At 39.3% G+C, this 18,516-nt stretch carries 15 protein-coding genes; all 15 read left to right on the forward strand.

Translation table 11 applies throughout. The features are described 5' to 3' along the window. Positions 1–20 precede the first annotated feature (20 nt). The 15 genes from dxr (at position 21) to ACIQAA_RS22530 (ending at position 18,503) form a co-directional block, all read left to right on the forward strand. Positions 21–1,163 (forward strand): 1-deoxy-D-xylulose-5-phosphate reductoisomerase, encoded by a 1,143-nt coding sequence (dxr, locus tag ACIQAA_RS22460; RefSeq protein WP_402623896.1) that lies wholly within the window; start codon positions 21–23, stop codon positions 1,161–1,163. Positions 1,164–1,181: 18 nt separating this feature from the next. Beyond that, positions 1,182–2,441 (forward strand): RIP metalloprotease RseP, encoded by a 1,260-nt coding sequence (gene rseP, locus ACIQAA_RS22465; RefSeq protein ID WP_402623899.1) that lies wholly within the window; start codon positions 1,182–1,184, stop codon positions 2,439–2,441. A gap of 282 nt (positions 2,442–2,723) precedes the next feature. Further along, positions 2,724–7,046: a PolC-type DNA polymerase III gene (locus ACIQAA_RS22470; protein WP_402623902.1), complete on the forward strand. Its 4,323-nt coding sequence runs from the start codon at positions 2,724–2,726 to the stop codon at positions 7,044–7,046. Between the two features lie 337 nt (positions 7,047–7,383). Continuing rightward, positions 7,384–7,854, forward strand: a complete 471-nt coding sequence (rimP, locus tag ACIQAA_RS22475) for a ribosome maturation factor RimP (RefSeq protein ID WP_283864486.1) — start codon at positions 7,384–7,386, stop codon at positions 7,852–7,854. 37 nt (positions 7,855–7,891) lie between these two features. Beyond that, positions 7,892–9,013: a transcription termination factor NusA gene (gene nusA / locus ACIQAA_RS22480; RefSeq protein WP_402623905.1), complete on the forward strand. Its 1,122-nt coding sequence runs from the start codon at positions 7,892–7,894 to the stop codon at positions 9,011–9,013. Between the two features lie 18 nt (positions 9,014–9,031). Beyond that, entirely contained in the window at positions 9,032–9,316 is a 285-nt protein-coding gene (rnpM, locus tag ACIQAA_RS22485; protein WP_402623908.1) for an RNase P modulator RnpM, read from the forward strand. Beyond that, positions 9,313–9,615, forward strand: a complete 303-nt coding sequence (locus ACIQAA_RS22490; protein WP_307196387.1) for a YlxQ family RNA-binding protein — start codon at positions 9,313–9,315, stop codon at positions 9,613–9,615. The genes rnpM and ACIQAA_RS22490 overlap by 4 nt, the downstream gene beginning before the upstream one ends. 19 nt (positions 9,616–9,634) lie before the next feature. Beyond that, positions 9,635–11,908, forward strand: coding sequence for a translation initiation factor IF-2 (gene infB / locus ACIQAA_RS22495; RefSeq protein ID WP_402623911.1), 2,274 nt, complete (start codon positions 9,635–9,637; stop codon positions 11,906–11,908). Beyond that, complete coding sequence (locus ACIQAA_RS22500) at positions 11,905–12,186, forward strand: DUF503 domain-containing protein (RefSeq protein ID WP_402623914.1); 282 nt, start codon at positions 11,905–11,907, stop codon at positions 12,184–12,186. Before infB ends, ACIQAA_RS22500 begins: the two co-directional genes overlap by 4 nt. Positions 12,187–12,202: 16 nt before the next feature. Then, the gene (gene rbfA / locus ACIQAA_RS22505) at positions 12,203–12,574 is read left to right on the forward strand and encodes a 30S ribosome-binding factor RbfA (protein WP_179161206.1); all 372 of its coding nucleotides are present in this window, start codon (positions 12,203–12,205) and stop codon (positions 12,572–12,574) included. A gap of 60 nt (positions 12,575–12,634) precedes the next feature. Continuing rightward, the gene (gene truB, locus ACIQAA_RS22510) at positions 12,635–13,555 is read left to right on the forward strand and encodes a tRNA pseudouridine(55) synthase TruB (protein ID WP_402623917.1); all 921 of its coding nucleotides are present in this window, start codon (positions 12,635–12,637) and stop codon (positions 13,553–13,555) included. Between the two features lie 31 nt (positions 13,556–13,586). Next, positions 13,587–14,525, forward strand: a complete 939-nt coding sequence (gene ribF / locus ACIQAA_RS22515; RefSeq protein ID WP_402623920.1) for a bifunctional riboflavin kinase/FAD synthetase — start codon at positions 13,587–13,589, stop codon at positions 14,523–14,525. A 139-nt stretch (positions 14,526–14,664) separates the two neighbouring features. Further along, positions 14,665–14,934, forward strand: a complete 270-nt coding sequence (rpsO, locus tag ACIQAA_RS22520; RefSeq protein ID WP_307196383.1) for a 30S ribosomal protein S15 — start codon at positions 14,665–14,667, stop codon at positions 14,932–14,934. 228 nt (positions 14,935–15,162) lie between these two features. Continuing rightward, on the forward strand, positions 15,163–17,289 hold the full coding sequence (pnp, locus tag ACIQAA_RS22525; RefSeq protein WP_402623923.1) for a polyribonucleotide nucleotidyltransferase: 2,127 nt from the start codon (positions 15,163–15,165) through the stop codon (positions 17,287–17,289). Positions 17,290–17,555: 266 nt separating this feature from the next. Beyond that, on the forward strand, positions 17,556–18,503 hold the full coding sequence (locus tag ACIQAA_RS22530) for a polysaccharide deacetylase family protein (protein WP_402623925.1): 948 nt from the start codon (positions 17,556–17,558) through the stop codon (positions 18,501–18,503). The last annotated feature ends 13 nt before the right edge of the window (positions 18,504–18,516 follow it).

An 18,516-nucleotide genomic window follows, 5' to 3' on the forward strand; every position in this document is an offset into this window, starting at 1 on the left:
ATTCAGGAGTTGAATCATAGTTGAAAAAAATTAGTATTTTGGGTGCTACTGGCTCAATTGGGACCCAAACTTTAGATATTCTGCGTGAACACCCATCAGAATTTAAATTAGTGGCAATCTCTGTCGGAAAAAATCTAGAATTAGCAAGAAAAATGATTACTGAATTTCAACCAGAGCTTGTTTCTGTACAAGAGTACCATGATTGTAATACATTAAAATCAGAATTTCCCAAAACTAAATTTACCTTTGGTGATGAGGGTCTGGTAGAAGTGGCTGTCTTTCCTTCGGCTGATATCCTTGTAAATGCCGTGATCGGAAGTGTTGGCTTAAATCCAACCTTACAAGCGATTGAAAGTGGAAAAACAATTGCAATTGCTAATAAAGAGACATTGGTAACTGCTGGACATCTTGTCATGGAGGCTGCCGAAAGAAATGGAGTAGCACTACTTCCAGTAGATAGTGAACATTCGGCTATTTTTCAATGCCTGCAGGGTGAAAAGGAAAAGACCATAGAAAGATTGATTTTGACTGCATCTGGTGGCAGTTTCCGAGATCGTACACGAAACGAACTGGAAGGTGTCACGGTAAAAGAAGCTTTAAATCACCCAAATTGGTCAATGGGAGCAAAAATAACGATAGATTCAGCTACAATGATGAATAAAGGGCTTGAAGTGATTGAAGCACATTGGCTGTACAATATGCCATATGAAAAAATTGATATCCTCCTTCACAAAGAAAGCATTATTCATTCGATGGTAGAATTTCATGATAGCAGCATAATCGCACAGTTAGGAACACCAGACATGCGGGTCCCTATTCAATATGCGCTTTCATACCCTGACCGTTTACCGCTGACTGCATCCCAACGATTAAATTTAGCGCAAATAGGTACATTGCATTTTAAAGAAATGGATGTAAATCGTTTTCGCTGTATGCAATTCGCTTATGAGGCAGGAAAAGTGGGAGGAACACTTCCAACCGTTTTGAATGCAGCAAATGAAGTGGCAGTAGCTGCTTTTTTAGATGAAAAGATTACTTTCTTACAAATTGAGGACATGATCGAGAAGGCTTTAAGCAAGCATGATGTAATCTTAAATCCTGACTTATCCATTATTCATGAGGTGGACAAAGAAACAAGACAATATGTATATTCACTTCTATAAAAAAGGTGGTTTTTTAGTTTGAGTACAGTTATTGCCTTTATTGTTATCTTTGGAGCTCTAGTCTTCTTCCATGAATTAGGGCATTTGATCTTTGCAAAACGAGCAGGTATTTTATGCCGCGAATTTGCAATTGGATTTGGTCCTAAGGTTTTCTCACATAAAAAAGGGGAAACAACATATACCATTAGGTTACTGCCAATAGGTGGTTTTGTCCGCATGGCAGGTGAAGATCCAGAAGTTGTCGAAATAAAACCAGGATACAGAATCGGGCTTTTATTTGACAAAGATAATACCGTTACTAAAATCATATTAAACAATAAAGAAAAGTATCCTGATTGCCGAATTGTTGAAGTGGAATATGCAGATATTGAACACAAGCTATTCATTAAGGGCTATCCAGAGGATGAAGAAGAAAGTTTGCAAACTTTCCCTGTAAGTCCGACTGCAGTTACGATTGAAAATGGGATAGAAACACAATTAGCTCCATATGATCGTCAATTTGCATCCAAAACGCTGCCACAAAGAACAATGGCAATTTTTGCTGGCCCAATGATGAATTTTGTCCTCGCTTTCTTTTTGTTTATAATCATTGCGTTCTTACAAGGTGTTCCAACAAACGAACCAAAATTAGGGGAAATCACGTCTGATGGTGCTGCAAATGCTGCAGGTCTCCTGCAAGGAGACATTGTCAACAGTATTAACGGCGCTGAAATTTCAAGCTGGTCTGATGTTGTTGAAATTATCAGGGAAAATCCAAATGAGGAACTTGATTTTTCAATTACTCGTGATGGAAAAGATCAGGAAATCACCGTTACTCCAAAGGAGCAAACCGTTGAGGGTGAAACAATTGGTCTCATTGGTGTATATAGCCCTATTGAGAAATCACCATTAAAAGCGATTACGTCTGGTTTTACTGAGACATACTTTTGGACAAAGCAGATTTTTGTCATGTTGGGTCAGTTAGTTACAGGTCAGTTCTCCATCGACATGCTTTCAGGACCGGTTGGAATATATGCCTCAACGGATACAGTTGTTCAATCAGGTATTTATTACGTCATGAAGTGGGCGGCTATTTTGAGCATTAACCTGGGGATTATGAACCTCTTGCCTATTCCTGCACTTGACGGCGGAAGGCTAATGTTTTTTGCTGTAGAAGCGGTAAGAGGAAAGCCGATTGACCGCCACAAGGAAGGCATGGTCCACTTTATTGGATTTGCACTTCTAATGCTCCTGATGCTCGTTGTAACATGGAATGATATCCAGAGATTTTTCTTATAAGATTGAAAAAAGGTTCCCTAGTGAACCTTTTTTTTATTTACTAATTTGGTTTTATTTTTCTGTCGAAATAAGCCGAATGATTTTGTATCATATGATATAATTACATTTTGATAAAAGAATAAATAGAGAGATTTAACGAAAAGCGAAAGCGCCTTGTTCAGCCCCGACAAGCATAAGACAAGCACTGACGGAAGGCGTTCTTTGCCTTCCCGAAGTGATTGGCTTATGACCTCGAGGGGCTAGGCGCTGAAGCTAGACAATATATAGATGGGAGAGGGAATGATGAGCGAAAATGCCTCTGGCAAAAAAGAGCGATTCTTACTCTTGCTCCAGCAACTAGAATTAATCGAGGACGCTGTTGTAGCACAATTTCAAAATGCACAAATTGAGAGATTTATTGTTGAAAAAAAGGCAAGAAAATGGCATTTTCAATTTTTACTAGAAAAAATTCTTCCTTATAGTTTGTATCTTCGTTTTACGACTCAACTAGAAAGAAAATTCTCAAATATAGCAAATATTACCTATGATTTAAAAGTAGAAGATCAAAGCTTTCAGCCAGAATTACTTCTAGAGTATTGGAATCATAGTATTCAACAAATCGATGGTATCTCGCCGCCGATGCTAAAATTATTAAATGAACAAGTACCGGTCGTTAGTGGTAATAAGTTAACGATTTCAGTACGCAATGACACAGAAGGCATGGCCTTAAAAAAGAAATATGGTTCAATGATTACCACTTCATATCAATCATACGGATTTCCGAGTTTAACACTTGAAACCGACATCAAGAGTGAAGAAAAAAATGACGAATATCAACAATTTTTATTAGCAAAACAGAAAGAGGATCAAGAACGCGGACTCATGGCCTTAGCTGATTTACAAAAGAAAGAAGCAGAGAAGGATGCAGGAGGGTCAGTTTCTGAGGGGCCGCTTTCAATTGGTCTTACAATCAAAGATGATTCAGACCTGCGAAACATGATTGATATTGTCGATGAAGAAAGAAGAGTTACAGTCGAAGGGTATATATTTGATGCGGAGACAAGAGAATTGCGAAGCGGCCGTACGCTGCTAACCTTTAAGATTACCGATTACACAAGCTCGCTTATGGTTAAAATGTTTTCGCGGGATAAAGAAGACGCAGCTCTTTACCAGCTCGTCAAAAAAGGTATGTGGGTTAGAGTACGAGGCAGCATACAAAATGACACCTTTGTACGTGATTTAGTCATGATTGGAAATGACATAAACGAAATCAAGCCAGAGGGCCGTAAAGATACAGCACCTGAAGATCAAAAACGTGTAGAGCTCCATCTTCATACTCCTATGAGCTCAATGGATGCAGTGACTCCTGTAGGGGTGCTTATTGCTCAAGCTAAGAAGTGGGGTCATAAGGCAATTGCTGTTACGGATCATGCTGTTGCCCAATCCTTCCCGGAGGCTTATGGTGCAGGAAAGAAAAACGATATTAAAATCCTTTATGGTGTAGAAGTAAATCTGGTGGATGATGGTGTGCCGATTGCCTATAATGACGCCCATCGTTTATTAGCAGAAGATACATTTATTGTTTTTGACGTTGAAACAACTGGGCTGTCAGCTGTTTACGATACGATAATTGAATTAGCTGCAGTAAAAATTCGCAATGGCGAAATTATTGACCGCTTTGAGTCATTCGCGAATCCACACCATCGATTATCGGCAACGACCATTAACTTAACGGGAATTACCGATGATATGGTGCAAAATGCTCCCGAAGTCGGAGAAGTAATCCAAAGATTTCATGAGTGGGCAGAAGACGGAGTCCTTGTTGCTCATAATGCTTCTTTCGATATGGGTTTCCTTAATGTTGGGTATAAAAATATAGGCCTTGAAAAGGCAAAAAATCCTGTTATTGATACTCTAGAGCTAGGTAGATTCCTTTATCCAGAAATGAAAAATCATCGTTTAAATACCTTAGCCAAAAAATTTGATATCGAATTAACACAGCACCATAGAGCGATTTATGACGCTGAAGCAACTGGATATTTACTTTTAAAAATGCTGAAGGATGCGTCAGAAAAAGGAATTGAGTACCATGACCAATTTAACGATAACATGGGGAAAGGAAATGCCTATCAACGGGCACGTCCTTATCATTGTACGCTGCTTGCGCAAACAGAAGTGGGTTTAAAGAACTTATTTAAACTCGTATCGATTTCGCATATTGAATATTTTTATAGAGTTCCGAGACTGCCACGGTCCGTACTTCAAAAATACAGAGAAGGAATTCTTGTTGGTTCCGGCTGTAATAAAGGGGAAGTTTTTGAAGGTATGATGCAAAAATCTCCTGATGAAGTGGAAGCGGCCGCACAATTCTATGACTACCTTGAGGTTATGCCGAAGGAAGTCAATGCTCCATTGATTGAAATGGAACTTGTTCGTGATGAAAAGGCACTTGAAGATATCATTGGTAATATTGTAAAGCTTGGCGATAAATTAGGCATTCCGGTCGTTGCAACTGGTAATGTACATTATTTAAATGAGAATGATAAAATTTACCGTAAGATATTGGTGAACTCACAAGGTGGAGCAAACCCGCTAAATCGTCACAAACTGCCTGATGTCCATTTCAGGACAACCAATGAAATGCTTGCTGCGTTTTCTTTCCTTGGGGGAGAAAAGGCTAAAGAGATTGTTATAACTAACACAAACAAAATAGCGGATATGATTGATGCTATTAAGCCAATTAAAGACGACTTATACACACCGCGAATTGAAGGCGCAGATGAAGAAATGCGCGAAATGAGTTATTCGATGGCAAAGAAGATTTACGGAGAGCCGCTTCCAGAAATCGTGGAAGCACGCCTTGAAAAAGAATTGAAGAGTATTATTGGCCATGGTTTCGCCGTAATCTACTTGATTTCTCATAAGCTAGTGAAAAAATCCTTGGATGATGGATATCTTGTTGGGTCACGTGGATCGGTAGGTTCATCTTTAGTAGCAACGATGACGGAAATTACCGAAGTGAATCCATTGCCGCCTCATTACGTATGTCCAAACTGTAAGCATTCAGAATTCTTCAATGATGGTTCTGTTGGTTCAGGCTTTGATTTACCGGATAAGGATTGCCCGCAATGTGGCGGTAAATACCGTAAAGACGGACATGACATTCCGTTTGAAACCTTCCTAGGCTTTAAAGGAGACAAGGTTCCCGATATCGATTTGAACTTCTCTGGAGAGTATCAGCCTCGCGCTCATAACTACACGAAGGTTCTTTTTGGAGAGGACAATGTATTTCGTGCGGGTACAATTGGTACGGTAGCAGATAAAACAGCTTTCGGTTATGTAAAGGCGTATCAGCAGGATAATAACTTACAATTACGCGGGGCCGAAGTAGAAAGACTTGCTTCCGGCTGTACAGGTGTAAAAAGGACAACTGGTCAGCATCCAGGCGGTATTATCGTTATTCCTGATTACATGGATGTCTATGACTTTACACCAATCCAGTTTCCTGCGGATGATCGAAATTCAGAATGGAAGACAACTCATTTTGATTTCCATTCCATTCACGATAACGTCTTAAAGCTTGATATACTTGGACACGACGATCCAACCGTAATAAGAATGCTGCAAGACCTTAGTGGTATGGACCCAAAAACGATTCCAACTGATGATCCAGAAGTAATGAAAATTTTTAGTGGAACTGAATCTTTAGGTGTAACGGAACAGCAAATTATGTGTAAAACCGGTACCCTTGGGATTCCTGAATTCGGTACACGTTTTGTCCGTCAAATGCTAGAAGATACAAAACCAACAACTTTTTCGGAACTTGTCCAAATTTCCGGTCTGTCACATGGAACAGATGTATGGCTGGGAAATGCACAAGAATTAATTCATAACAACATCTGTAATCTTAGTGAAGTTATTGGCTGTCGTGATGATATCATGGTCTATCTTATTTATCAGGGATTAGAACCATCGTTTGCCTTTAAAATCATGGAGTCGGTCCGTAAGGGGAAAGGGCTCACGGAAGAAATGGAAGCAGAAATGCGTCGTAATGAGGTACCGGAATGGTATATTGATTCTTGTAAAAAGATTAAATATATGTTCCCTAAGGCGCACGCAGCTGCTTATGTTTTAATGGCAGTTAGAATTGCCTATTTCAAGGTCCATCTTCCGCTCTTATACTATGCAGCCTATTTTACCGTTCGTGCAGAAGACTTTGATATTGAAGCAATGTCACGCGGTTCTGAATCGATCCGTGCGAAAATCGAAGAAATTAATGCAAAGGGACTTGAAGCGTCAAACAAGGAAAAAAACTTGCTGACAGTACTCGAACTTGCACTTGAAATGACAGAAAGAGGCTTTACTTTCCAAAACTATGATCTATATAAATCCGACGCGTCTGAGTTTATCATTGAAGGAAACTCGTTAATTCCTCCATTTAATTCAATACCAGGGCTTGGTACTAATGCCGCTTATAATATTGTCAAGGCGAGACAAGATGGAGAGTTTCTTTCTAAAGAGGACTTACAGCAGCGTGGTAAAGTGTCAAAAACTATTCTAGAATATTTAGATAAGCAAGGCTGCTTAGGCGCATTACCAGATCAAAATCAGCTTTCCCTATTCTAAATAGTATGTCTAGCGCAAGCAGCCTAGGGGCTCGGGTCATAAGCCAATCGCTTCGGAAGGCAAGAAGCACGCCTTCTGTCAGCGCTCGTCTTATGCCTGTCGCCCCTGGACAAGGCGCTTCCGCTTTCCCCAAAACCCTTGTATCATGCGTTTCGGTTTGCATATAAAATTTGGTTATGGTATAGTTTTATTGGAAATACTAAGAAATACTCTCGTGTTAAAGAGTGGGGAAACCCGCTCTTTCGTTTTTGTATTGGATAATTTTACAGAGTTATTGATAAAACTTTCCGTGAAATACGTATAATATGGGTGAAAATGTCGGTAAAGGAGGTTAAACATGAGCAAAGTAACGGAAGTAGTAGAAGAGCTAACGCAGCCAATTTTGCAAGAATTAGAATTAGAATTGGTGGAAATTGAGTTTGTCAAAGAAGGGAAAAACTGGTTTCTCCGCGTATATATTGATAAAGAAAACGGTGTTGATATTGAGGACTGTGGCATTGTCAGTGAACGGCTTAGTGAAAAACTCGATGAGCTTGACCCGATAACCCAAAATTATTTTCTTGAGGTTTCCTCTCCTGGTGCAGAAAGACCGCTGAAAAAGGCGAAGGACTTCGAAAAAGCAATCGGTAAAAATGTGTTTATTAAAACATACGAGCCCATCGACGGTGAAAAAGGATTCGAAGGAAAGTTACTTGATTATGATGGGCAGACAGTAAAAGTTGAAATCAAAATCAAAACCCGTAAAAAAGTCATCGAGATTCCTTTTGAGAAAGTGGCTAGTGCAAGGCTGGCAGTTATTTTTTCTTAATAAAAGATATATATGAAAGATAGGGGGATATGATCAAATGAGCAGCGAATTATTAGATGCTCTTACAATACTAGAAAGAGAAAAGGGCATTTCTAGAGATGTATTAATCGATGCGATTGAAGCCGCACTGATCTCGGCATATCGACGCAATTTCAATCAAGCCCAAAATGTTCGAATTGACTTGAATCTGGGAACAGGCTCAATGCGTGTTTTTGCCAGAAAAGAAGTAGTGGATGAAGTTTTTGACCCTCGTCTTGAAATATCATTAGCAGATGCCAGAAACATTAACCCTAATTATACGGTTGAAGATGTAGTTGAAATGGAAGTAACACCAAAGGACTTCGGAAGGATTGCAGCTCAAACAGCCAAACAAGTTGTTACACAAAGAGTTAGGGAAGCTGAAAGAGGGATCATTTATTCCGAGTTTATTGATCGTGAAGAAGATATCATGACTGGAATTGTTCAACGACTTGATTCAAAGTTTATTTACGTGAGTCTTGGAAAAATCGAAGCTTTGCTTCCTGTTAATGAACAAATGCCAAATGAGCGGTATAAGCCGCATGACCGGATCAAAGTTTTTATAACGAAGGTTGAGAAAACAACGAAAGGTCCACAAATTTTCGTATCTCGTACCCATCCTGGATTGCTTAAAAGATTGTTCGAGATTGAAGTGCCAGAAATATATGATGGTACAGTTGAGATAAAATCTGTTGCTCGTGAAGCAGGCGACCGTTCAAAAATTTCTGTTCATTCGGATAACAATGAAGTGGACCCCGTTGGTTCTTGCGTAGGTCCAAAAGGTACAAGGGTTCAAGCCGTTGTCAATGAATTAAAGGGTGAAAAAATCGATATTGTTAAATGGTCCGACGATCCTGTCGTCTTTGTTGCAAATTCTTTAAGCCCATCTAAAGTATTAGATGTCATGGTGAATGAATCTGAAAAGGCAACCACAGTAGTGGTACCAGATTATCAGCTTTCACTGGCAATTGGAAAGCGTGGACAAAATGCCCGTCTGGCTGCAAAGTTAACAGGCTGGAAAATAGATATCAAATCAGAAACAGAAGCACGTGAACTAGGAATCTACCCACGTGAAGAAATGATTCGACTTTTTGATGATCAAGTAGATGTAGACTTTACCAATGAAGAAGAAAAGGAATAAGAAGTGAGGTGAATGATCGTGAACAATCGTAAAAAAGTTCCTATGCGGAAGTGTGTCGCAACCGGTGAAATGAAGCCGAAAAAAGAACTCGTTCGCATCGTTCGCTCAAAAGAAGGAGATGTATCTATCGACTTAACAGGGAAAAAGTCGGGTAGAGGTGCATATCTTTCAAAGGACAAGGAAGCGGTCCTACTAGCCAAGAAAAAAAACATCCTATCTAATCATTTAGAAGTTTCGATAAGTGAAACCTTATACGAGGAACTTTTGGAATTGATAGAAAAGGATAACAGTCAGTCCATATGAATACAAATCAATGGATGTCGTTACTTGGCTTAGCAAATCGAGCACGGAAAATCATATCGGGTGAGGAGCTTTCTGTTAAGGAGATACGAAGCGGAAAAGCAAAGCTCGTACTTTTATCGGCAGATGCATCTGCAAATACGACGAAGAAAATTACAGATAAATGTAAGTCATACGAAGTTCCATATAAACTAGTGGAAGATCGCCACCTTCTGGGCCAAGCGATTGGCAAAGAAGCCCGCGTTGTTGTAGCTGTACTGGATGATGGATTTGCAAAGAAATTGATGACGTTGCTCGATTAATTTTAGCGGGGGTGAAAATATGAGTAAAATACGTGTTTATGAGTATGCAAAAAAACACAATATTTCAAGTAAAGATGTAATTACCAAATTAAAAGAAATGAATATAGAGGTTTCCAATCATATGGCAACAATTGAGGACGCAGCAGTTGTAAAGCTAGACGCAACCTTTAATAAAAACGAGAGTAAACCTCAACAAAAGCAAGCTAGACCGCAACAGCAAAATCGCCAGAATCAAAGACCACAGCAGCAGGGAGTTAAACCACAAGTGCAAATTAAAACAAGCCCAAAAGCTTTTGAGGATGACGACTCAAAGACCACAACTCCTAGCAAGGTAAAAGTGGTATCACCACCAAAAACGGTCGAAAGTAAAAAGCATAATCAACAATTCCAATCTAAGGAAAATAAAGTTTTCAGTGCTGGAAAAGGTAATAAAAAACCTTTTAATAATAATAATCAAAATCGCAATAATAATAACAACCGGAAAAAGAACCATACACCGGTTCAGCAAGCACAGCCTCAGGTAAAGAAAGTAAAAGAGCTTCCAGCTAAAATTACTTTTAGTGAATCTCTGACTGTTGGCGAACTTGCTAAAAAAATCTACCGTGAACCTTCCGAAATCATCAAGAAGCTCTTTTTACTAGGAGTTATGGCAACAATTAATCAGGTTTTAGATAAAGATGCGATTGAATTAATTGCCAGTGAATACGGGGTTGAGGTCGAAGAAGAAGTTAAGATTGATACAACAGATCTTGAAGTTTATTTCACTGAAGACACACCAGAAGACCTAGTGGAAAGACCATCCGTTGTAACGATTATGGGTCACGTTGACCATGGTAAAACAACTTTGCTTGATTCCATTCGTAACACAAAGGTAACTGAAGGTGAAGCAGGTGGAATTACCCAGCATATTGGTGCTTACCAAGTTGTTGAAAATGGAAAGAAGATAACATTCCTTGATACACCGGGACACGCTGCTTTTACAACGATGCGTGCTCGTGGTGCGAAGATCACAGATATCACAATCCTTGTAGTAGCTGCTGATGACGGTGTTATGCCGCAAACCGTTGAAGCCATTAACCATGCAAAGGCTGCAGAAGTTCCAATTATCGTTGCTGTTAATAAAATGGATAAAGAGGCTGCTAACGCCGATCGTGTTATGCAGGAACTTACCGAGCATGGATTAGTTTCTGAAGCTTGGGGCGGAGATACAATCTTTGTTCCACTTTCCGCGAAAACAGGAGAAGGAATCGATAATCTGTTGGAAATGATTCTTCTTGTTAGTGAAGTGGAAGAATGGAAAGCAAACCCTAATCGTAAAGCAGTTGGAACAGTAATTGAAGCACAATTAGATAAAGGCCGCGGGTCAGTTGCTACGTTGCTCGTTCAGAACGGTACACTGAAGATCGGTGATCCTATTGTTGTAGGAAACACATATGGTCGTGTTCGTGCAATGGTAAATGACCTAGGACGCCGTGTGAAAGAAGCAGGACCGTCTACACCTGTTGAAATCACAGGTTTAAGTGATGTTCCACAAGCTGGTGACCGTTTTGTCGTATTTGACGATGAGAAAACAGCTCGTCAAGTTGGTGAAGCACGTGCGCAACAAGCACTTGCAGCTCAACGTGGCGAAAAATCGATTGTCAGCCTAGATAATTTATTTGAACAGTTAAAGCAAGGCGAGATGAAGGATTTAAATATCATCCTCAAAGCTGATGTTCAAGGTTCGGCTGAAGCCGTTGCAGCATCCCTGCAAAAAATTGACGTTGAAGGTGTAAATATCAGAATTATTCATAGTGGTGCAGGTGCCATCAATGAATCGGATATTACACTTGCCTCAGCTTCTAATGCGATAGTGATTGGCTTTAACGTTCGCCCTGATGTCAATGCGAAGCGCGCAGCTGAACAAGAAAAGGTAGATGTTCGTCTACACAGTATTATTTATAAAGTAATTGAAGAAATTGAAGCAGCTATGAAAGGTATGCTCGACCCTGAATTTAAAGAAAAAGTCATTGGTCAGGCAGAAATTCGCCAAACCTTTAAAGTATCTAAGGTTGGAACGATTGCTGGTTCTTATGTAACAGACGGGAAAATTACTCGTGATAGCGGAATTCGTTTAATTCGTAATGGTGTTGTCATCTTTGAAGGAAATATCGATGCATTAAAACGATTTAAAGATGATGCAAAAGAGGTTTCACAAGGTTATGAATGTGGTATTACCATTAAAAACTTCAATGATGTTAAAGAAGGAGATATTATTGAAGCATACGTAATGGAAGAAATAGAGCGTAAATGATTGTAGGTATAGCTGTTTGTGAATGTATCATATACGATGCACATTCATTAAAAGAAAAACGTGCGGTTTTGCAGCGAATTCTTACCAGGTTAAAACAAAAATTTAATGTATCGGTTTCAGAAGTTGGTTATCAGGATGTGTGGCAGCGGACTAAAATAGCCATCGCTGCGGTAACATCCAACAAGGTAATGACTGAACGGGAACTGCAAAATGCACTTAAATTAATTGATTCTTTTCCTGAAATAGAAAGAACAATCACCGATATAGAATGGCTTTAAGTTAAGAGGTGAAGTGATGAGCCACAGAGCAAATCGTGTTGGAGAACAAATGAAGAAAGAACTAAGTGACATCATCGGCCGTAAAATTAAAGATCCCCGGATCGGCTTCGTGACGGTTACAGATGTTCAAGTAACAGGAGATCTACAACAAGCAAAAGTATATATTTCTGTTTTGGGCGATGAAGAGCAAAAGGAAAACACTCTTAAAGGTCTTGCAAAGGCGAAAGGATTTATCCGAACTGAAATTGGACATCGTATCCGCTTACGCAAAACACCTGAGATCCTTTTTGAATGGGATGAATCGATGGATTACGGAAATCGTATTAATTCTCTCATTCATCAATTGCACCATGAAGAAAGAAGCATGGAAAAAAATGAAGAAGAATAAATGGATAGACAATAGTCTATCCTTTTTTTTCGAAACAAAATAGAAACGGAGTGACCCGCGATGGAGGGAATTTTACCTTTATATAAACCCGCAGGGCTAACGTCGCATGATTGTGTGTTTAGACTGAGGAAAATATTAAAAACGAAAAAAGTAGGTCATACAGGTACACTAGATCCTGACGTAACCGGAGTTCTTCCTATTTGTATAGGTAGGGCAACTAAAGTTGCAGAATACATAACGGATGCAGGAAAAAGTTATGAGGGCGAAGTAACGATTGGCTTTTCCACAACAACAGAGGATGCTTCTGGAGAAAAAGTGGAGGAAAAGAAAATCGAAGGTACCATCAGCAGGAAAGAAATTCTGCAGGTCCTTGAATCGTTAACAGGTGAAATAGAACAAACTCCTCCGATGTATTCTGCTGTAAAGGTAGGGGGCACTCGTTTATATGAGTATGCCCGTAAAGGGATTGAAGTAGAACGGCCAACTAGAAAGGTCAATATTTATTCGATAGAGCTGCTTGATGATCGTGAAGAGTTTTCAGGAGAAACCATATCCTTTCGTTTTAGAGTTAGCTGTAGTAAAGGTACCTATATCAGGACTTTAGCGGTTATGATTGGCGAAAGTCTCGGTTACCCAGCACATATGTCAAATTTAATCAGGATCCAATCAGCTGCATTTACGATAGATGATTGTCTGACGTTTGAGCAAATAGAAAAGTTGATGGAGATGGGGACTATTTCATCATGTTTACGGCCTTTAGAAATGGCACTTTCTCATTTGCCGAAATACATAATTAATGATAAAGTAGCAGAGAAAGTGAAAAATGGCGCACTTTTACCCATACCAGAACATTTAAAAAATAGTAACGGACCTATTAGCGCTGAAACGGAAGAAGGAAAAGCTCTTGCCATTTACTCGGTACACCCGAACAAACCAGGGCTTTTAAAACCGGTTAAAGTTTTGCGTAATGATCAAGGTTAAAAAGGTTACGGTCAAGAAAAGGTGAGTTTCATTGGAAGTAATAAAGCTAGGGTTTCCATTAAATATAGATAAATCTGAAATACCTCCATTATCGATGGCACTTGGTTATTTTGACGGAGTTCATCTTGGTCACCAAAAGGTTATTCTTGAAGCTAAAAAACAAGCCAATCAAAAAGGACTCCGGTCCGCAGTAATGACCTTTGATCCTCATCCATCGGTCGTTTTAGGCAAGAATGAAAAGCATGTTCAATATATCACACCCTTAGCCGATAAAATTAATCTAATTGAGGAACTAGGCATCGATTATCTTTTTATCGTTCATTTCACGGCAGCATTTGCAAACCTTCTTCCCCAAGAATTTATCGATCAGTATGTTATTGACCTAAATGTCAAACATGTGGTTGCCGGATTTGATTTCTCATATGGCCGTTTGGGGAAAGGAACTATGGAAATTTTACCCTTTCATTCAAGAGAGAAATTCACGTTTACCATCGTTGATAAATTCACCAGTGGGGATGAAAAAGTAAGTTCAACGCGAATCCGTCAATATATAAGAAACGGAAGAACCACCGAACTGCCAGAATTACTCGGAAGATTCTATATAACAGCCGGCACAGTCGTCCATGGAGATAAAAGAGGCAGGACAATTGGATTTCCAACTGCAAATGTGGATACAAAGGATGAATATATTTTACCCCCGCTGGGTGTGTATGCGGTAAAAATCAAAATCGGTGAAGACTGGTATGAGGGTGTATGCAATGTCGGCTACAAACCGACATTCAATAATGACGCTTTAAAGGTCTCAGTCGAAGTCCATATCTTTAACTTCCAAAAAGATATATATGGTGAGGAAGTAAACATCGAATGGCACCAATACCTAAGAAAAGAACAAAAATTCTCCGGAATCGAAGAACTAGTAGCCCAAATTGAAAAAGACAAACAGAATGCGATAAAATACTTTAATAAATAGCTTTTCTATCGATAGAACTTGCAATTTGTCGTAAAACGTTGTATTCTTATTAACGTATTAAAAATAACCTTTGCTTGGCAAGTCGAGTCACCGACGCTTGCTCAGTAACAGGGGATAGTATATTTAGGAGGTGAATAGGATGGCAATCACTCAAGAACGTAAAAACGAACTTATCAATGAGTACAAAACTCATGAAGCCGATACTGGATCTGCAGAGGTTCAAATCGCTGTCCTTACTGAATCAATCAACAATTTGAATGAGCACTTACGTACTCATAAGAAGGACCACCACTCACGTCGCGGTCTGTTGAAAATGGTTGGTAAGCGTCGTAATCTTTTAACGTACCTGCGTAATAAAGATGTTCAACGTTACCGTGAACTAATCAATAAGCTAGGACTTCGTCGATAATCAAAAGAAGCGGGATTTTTCCCGCTTTTTTGTTAGGTTAAAAAAAGATATCCCATAGTGCAAGATAAATATATTATATACATATTTTAAGACGCAAAATTTTGAGCATACTATAAGTATATTTGTATTGATAACATAAGCTATAAACGCTTTTTTTATATTAGACGATTAGAGCGATATTATTTCGCATTATCCTCTAAAGTGATTTGGATAGAGAGGGGTAACAATATGGAACAAACGAAACATGAATATTCCATGGATTGGGCTGGACGTAAATTAACCGTCGAAATCGGCCAGCTCGCCAAACAGGCAAATGGAGCCGTAATGGTCCGTTATGGAGATACTGCAGTTCTAAGTACTGCTACAGCTTCAAAAGAACCTAAAAACTTAGACTTTTTTCCGTTAACATGTAACTATGAAGAGCGATTATATGCGGTAGGTAAAATACCTGGCGGATTTATTAAACGTGAAGGTCGTCCTAGTGAGAAGGCAATTTTAGCCAGCCGATTAATTGATCGTCCTATTCGTCCACTTTTTGCAGAAGGTTTCCGTAATGATGTGCAAGTAATCAGCATTGTTATGAGTGTGGATCAAGATTGCTCATCAGAAATGGCAGCAATGTTTGGGTCATCATTAGCTCTATGTACATCAGACATTCCATTTGAGGGACCAATTGCTGGTGTTATTGTTGGCAGAGTCGGTGGAGAGTTTGTGATTAATCCAACAGTTGAACAAGCTGAAAAGAGCGACATTCATTTAACTGTTGCAGGGACTAAAGATGCGATTAACATGGTTGAAGCTGGTGCTGATGAAGTTTCAGAGGAAGTAATGCTTGAAGCCATCATGTTTGGACATGAAGAGATTAAACGCCTTATTGAATTCCAAGAAAAGATAATGGCTGAAGCTGGCAAGGCAAAAAGAGAAATTATTCTTTATGAACTTGATAAAGATTTAGAAGCTGAAGTAAGAGACATGTGCGAAGCAGATATGGTCACAGCTATTCAGGTTCAAGAAAAGCATGCCCGTGAGGATGCGATTAAAGAAGTAAAGAATCGTGTTATCGCTAAGTTCGAGGAGAACGAGGCAACAGACGATGACATGAAACAAGTAAAACAAATCTTAGATAAAATTGTAAAAGGTGAAGTTCGTCGTTTAATAACGGTTGAAAAGATTCGTCCAGATGGCCGGAAAATTGATGAAATACGTCCACTATCTTCACAGATAGGTATTTTACCAAGAACACATGGATCAGGATTGTTTACTCGTGGACAAACTCAAGCATTAAGTATTTGTACATTAGGAGCAATGGGTGATGTGCAAATTCTAGATGGTTTAGGAATTGAAGAAGAAAAGCGTTTTATGCATCATTACAATTTCCCTCAATTTAGTGTTGGGGAAACTGGACCAATCCGTGGACCTGGCCGTCGTGAAATCGGACATGGTGCACTTGGTGAACGGGCTTTAGAACCAATTGTACCTTCTGAAAAGGATTTTCCATATACGATTCGCCTTGTTTCTGAAGTTCTTGAATCAAATGGGTCTACTTCTCAAGCGAGTATCTGTGCAAGTACACTTGCGATGATGGATGCTGGTGTTCCTATTAAAGCCCCGGTTGCTGGGATTGCGATGGGACTAGTAAAATCTGGTGAGCACTATACGGTTTTATCTGATATTCAAGGTATGGAAGACCACTTAGGTGATATGGATTTCAAGGTTGCAGGAACCTCTAAGGGTGTAACTGCACTGCAAATGGATATTAAAATTAAAGGACTTTCTCGTGAAATCCTTGAAGAAGCACTTCAGCAGGCTAAAAAGGGAAGAATGCATATTCTTGATTCTATGCTGGCAACGATTTCTGAGCCGCGAAGTGAGCTTTCAAAATTTGCACCAAAAATCTTAACAATGAAAATTAATCCAGATAAAATTCGTGACGTTATTGGACCAAGTGGTAAGCAAATCAATAAAATCATTGAAGAAACTGGTGTTAAGATTGATATCGAACAAGATGGAACAGTATTTATTGCCTCAACTGACCAAGCAATGAATCAAAAGGCAAAGAAAATTATTGAAGACATCGTACGCGAGGTTGAAGTTGGTCAAATGTACCTTGGTAAGGTTAAACGAATTGAAAAGTTCGGTGCTTTTGTTGAAATCTTTGCCGGTAAAGACGGACTTGTCCATATTTCTGAATTGGCTGAGGAAAGAGTTGGGAAGGTCGAAGACGTAATTGCAATCGGTGATGAAATTTTAGTTAAAGTTACTGAAATCGATAAACAAGGACGTGTAAACTTATCACGTAAGGCGATATTAAAGGAACAACGTGAGAAGGCTGAGAAAGCAGCGGAAAAACAATAAGACTGCTTCACTAGGTTTAAATAGAAGGTCAGGGGGAACCCTGACTTTTTCCATGCTAAATGTTATAGCCCCTAGGCGCTTCTGCTTTAAGTTCTATCTAGCTCCAGCGCCTAGGGGCTCGGGTCATAAGCCAATCCGTCAAGAAGGTTAAAAAGCAACCTTCATGCCGGCTCGTCTTATGCCGGTCGCCCCTGATCAAGGCGCTTCCGCTTTTAGTTCTACCTTGTCCCTCAGATTCATATATTCTGTATGAAGGGGGAAGGTAAATGAAGAAGTTAAGTTTGATCGCTTGCATATTAATTATAGCGTGGTTTTCTGTTAACAATCCTCTTGTAAATACATATGTAGCGTCACTTAAAGGAAACGTGGTTACCGTAGGAAAACAAGAAAATCCGCTATATCAAAGTATTGTAAAAAATGCTTCTACATATGAAATACCGCCTTCCAATGCTAAAATTGATGAAGTGTGGAAAGCAATCCCAGGCTATAATGGGTTAACTGTCGATATTGAAGCTTCATATAAGAATATGAAGAAAAGCGGCACTTTTGATGAAAAAAAATTAGTATATAAACAAACGAAACCATCGGTCCATCTAGAGGATTTGTCCCCATCTCCCATTTATCGCGGGCATCCCGACAAACCAATGGTCAGCTTCCTTATAAATGTAGCTTGGGGAAATGAATACTTGCCTGAAATGCTTGCAGCACTTAAGAAACACCAAGTCAAAGCAAGCTTTTTCCTCGAGGGAAGATGGGTAAAAAATAATCCTGACTTGGCAAAAATGATTGTAAGTGCAGGTCATGAAGTTGGAAATCATTCCTATACACATCCTGACATGAGAAGAATTACTGCTGCTCAGACCAGAGAGCAATTGGTGAAAACAAATGAAGTAATTGAAGCTGCTACAGGTCATAAAATCAGTTGGTTTGCACCTCCCAGCGGCAGTTACCGGGAAGAAACCGTTAAAATAGCAGCCGAATTCAAGATGAAGACGGTCATGTGGACAGTAGATACGATAGATTGGCAAAAACCATCACCTGATCAACTAATCAATCGTGTTATTTCTAAAATTGATAATGGCTCAATGGTCCTCATGCATCCAACAGAATCTACGGCAAAATCATTAGATCGCTTAATCACACTCATTGAAGAAAAGGATTTAAAAATTAGCACTGTAAGCGATTTAATGAGTGAAGAAAGAATTATGAAATAAATTAACCGAAGAA

This window comes from Neobacillus sp. NPDC093182, from assembly GCF_044754045.1.

Excerpts from the sequence above, each read along its gene's own strand:
- ACIQAA_RS22470 (WP_402623902.1), top strand. The coding sequence starts at position 2,724 with ATGAGCGAAAATGCCTCTGGCAAAAAAGAGCGATTCTTACTCTTGCTC.
- rimP (WP_283864486.1), top strand. The coding sequence starts at position 7,384 with ATGAGCAAAGTAACGGAAGTAGTAGAAGAGCTAACGCAGCCAATTTTG.
- nusA (WP_402623905.1), top strand. The coding sequence starts at position 7,892 with ATGAGCAGCGAATTATTAGATGCTCTTACAATACTAGAAAGAGAAAAG.
- ACIQAA_RS22490 (WP_307196387.1), top strand. The coding sequence starts at position 9,313 with ATGAATACAAATCAATGGATGTCGTTACTTGGCTTAGCAAATCGAGCA.
- infB (WP_402623911.1), top strand. The coding sequence starts at position 9,635 with ATGAGTAAAATACGTGTTTATGAGTATGCAAAAAAACACAATATTTCA.
- ACIQAA_RS22500 (WP_402623914.1), top strand. The coding sequence starts at position 11,905 with ATGATTGTAGGTATAGCTGTTTGTGAATGTATCATATACGATGCACAT.
- rbfA (WP_179161206.1), top strand. The coding sequence starts at position 12,203 with ATGAGCCACAGAGCAAATCGTGTTGGAGAACAAATGAAGAAAGAACTA.
- truB (WP_402623917.1), top strand. The coding sequence starts at position 12,635 with ATGGAGGGAATTTTACCTTTATATAAACCCGCAGGGCTAACGTCGCAT.
- rpsO (WP_307196383.1), top strand. The coding sequence starts at position 14,665 with ATGGCAATCACTCAAGAACGTAAAAACGAACTTATCAATGAGTACAAA.
- pnp (WP_402623923.1), top strand. The coding sequence starts at position 15,163 with ATGGAACAAACGAAACATGAATATTCCATGGATTGGGCTGGACGTAAA.
- ACIQAA_RS22530 (WP_402623925.1), top strand. The coding sequence starts at position 17,556 with ATGAAGAAGTTAAGTTTGATCGCTTGCATATTAATTATAGCGTGGTTT.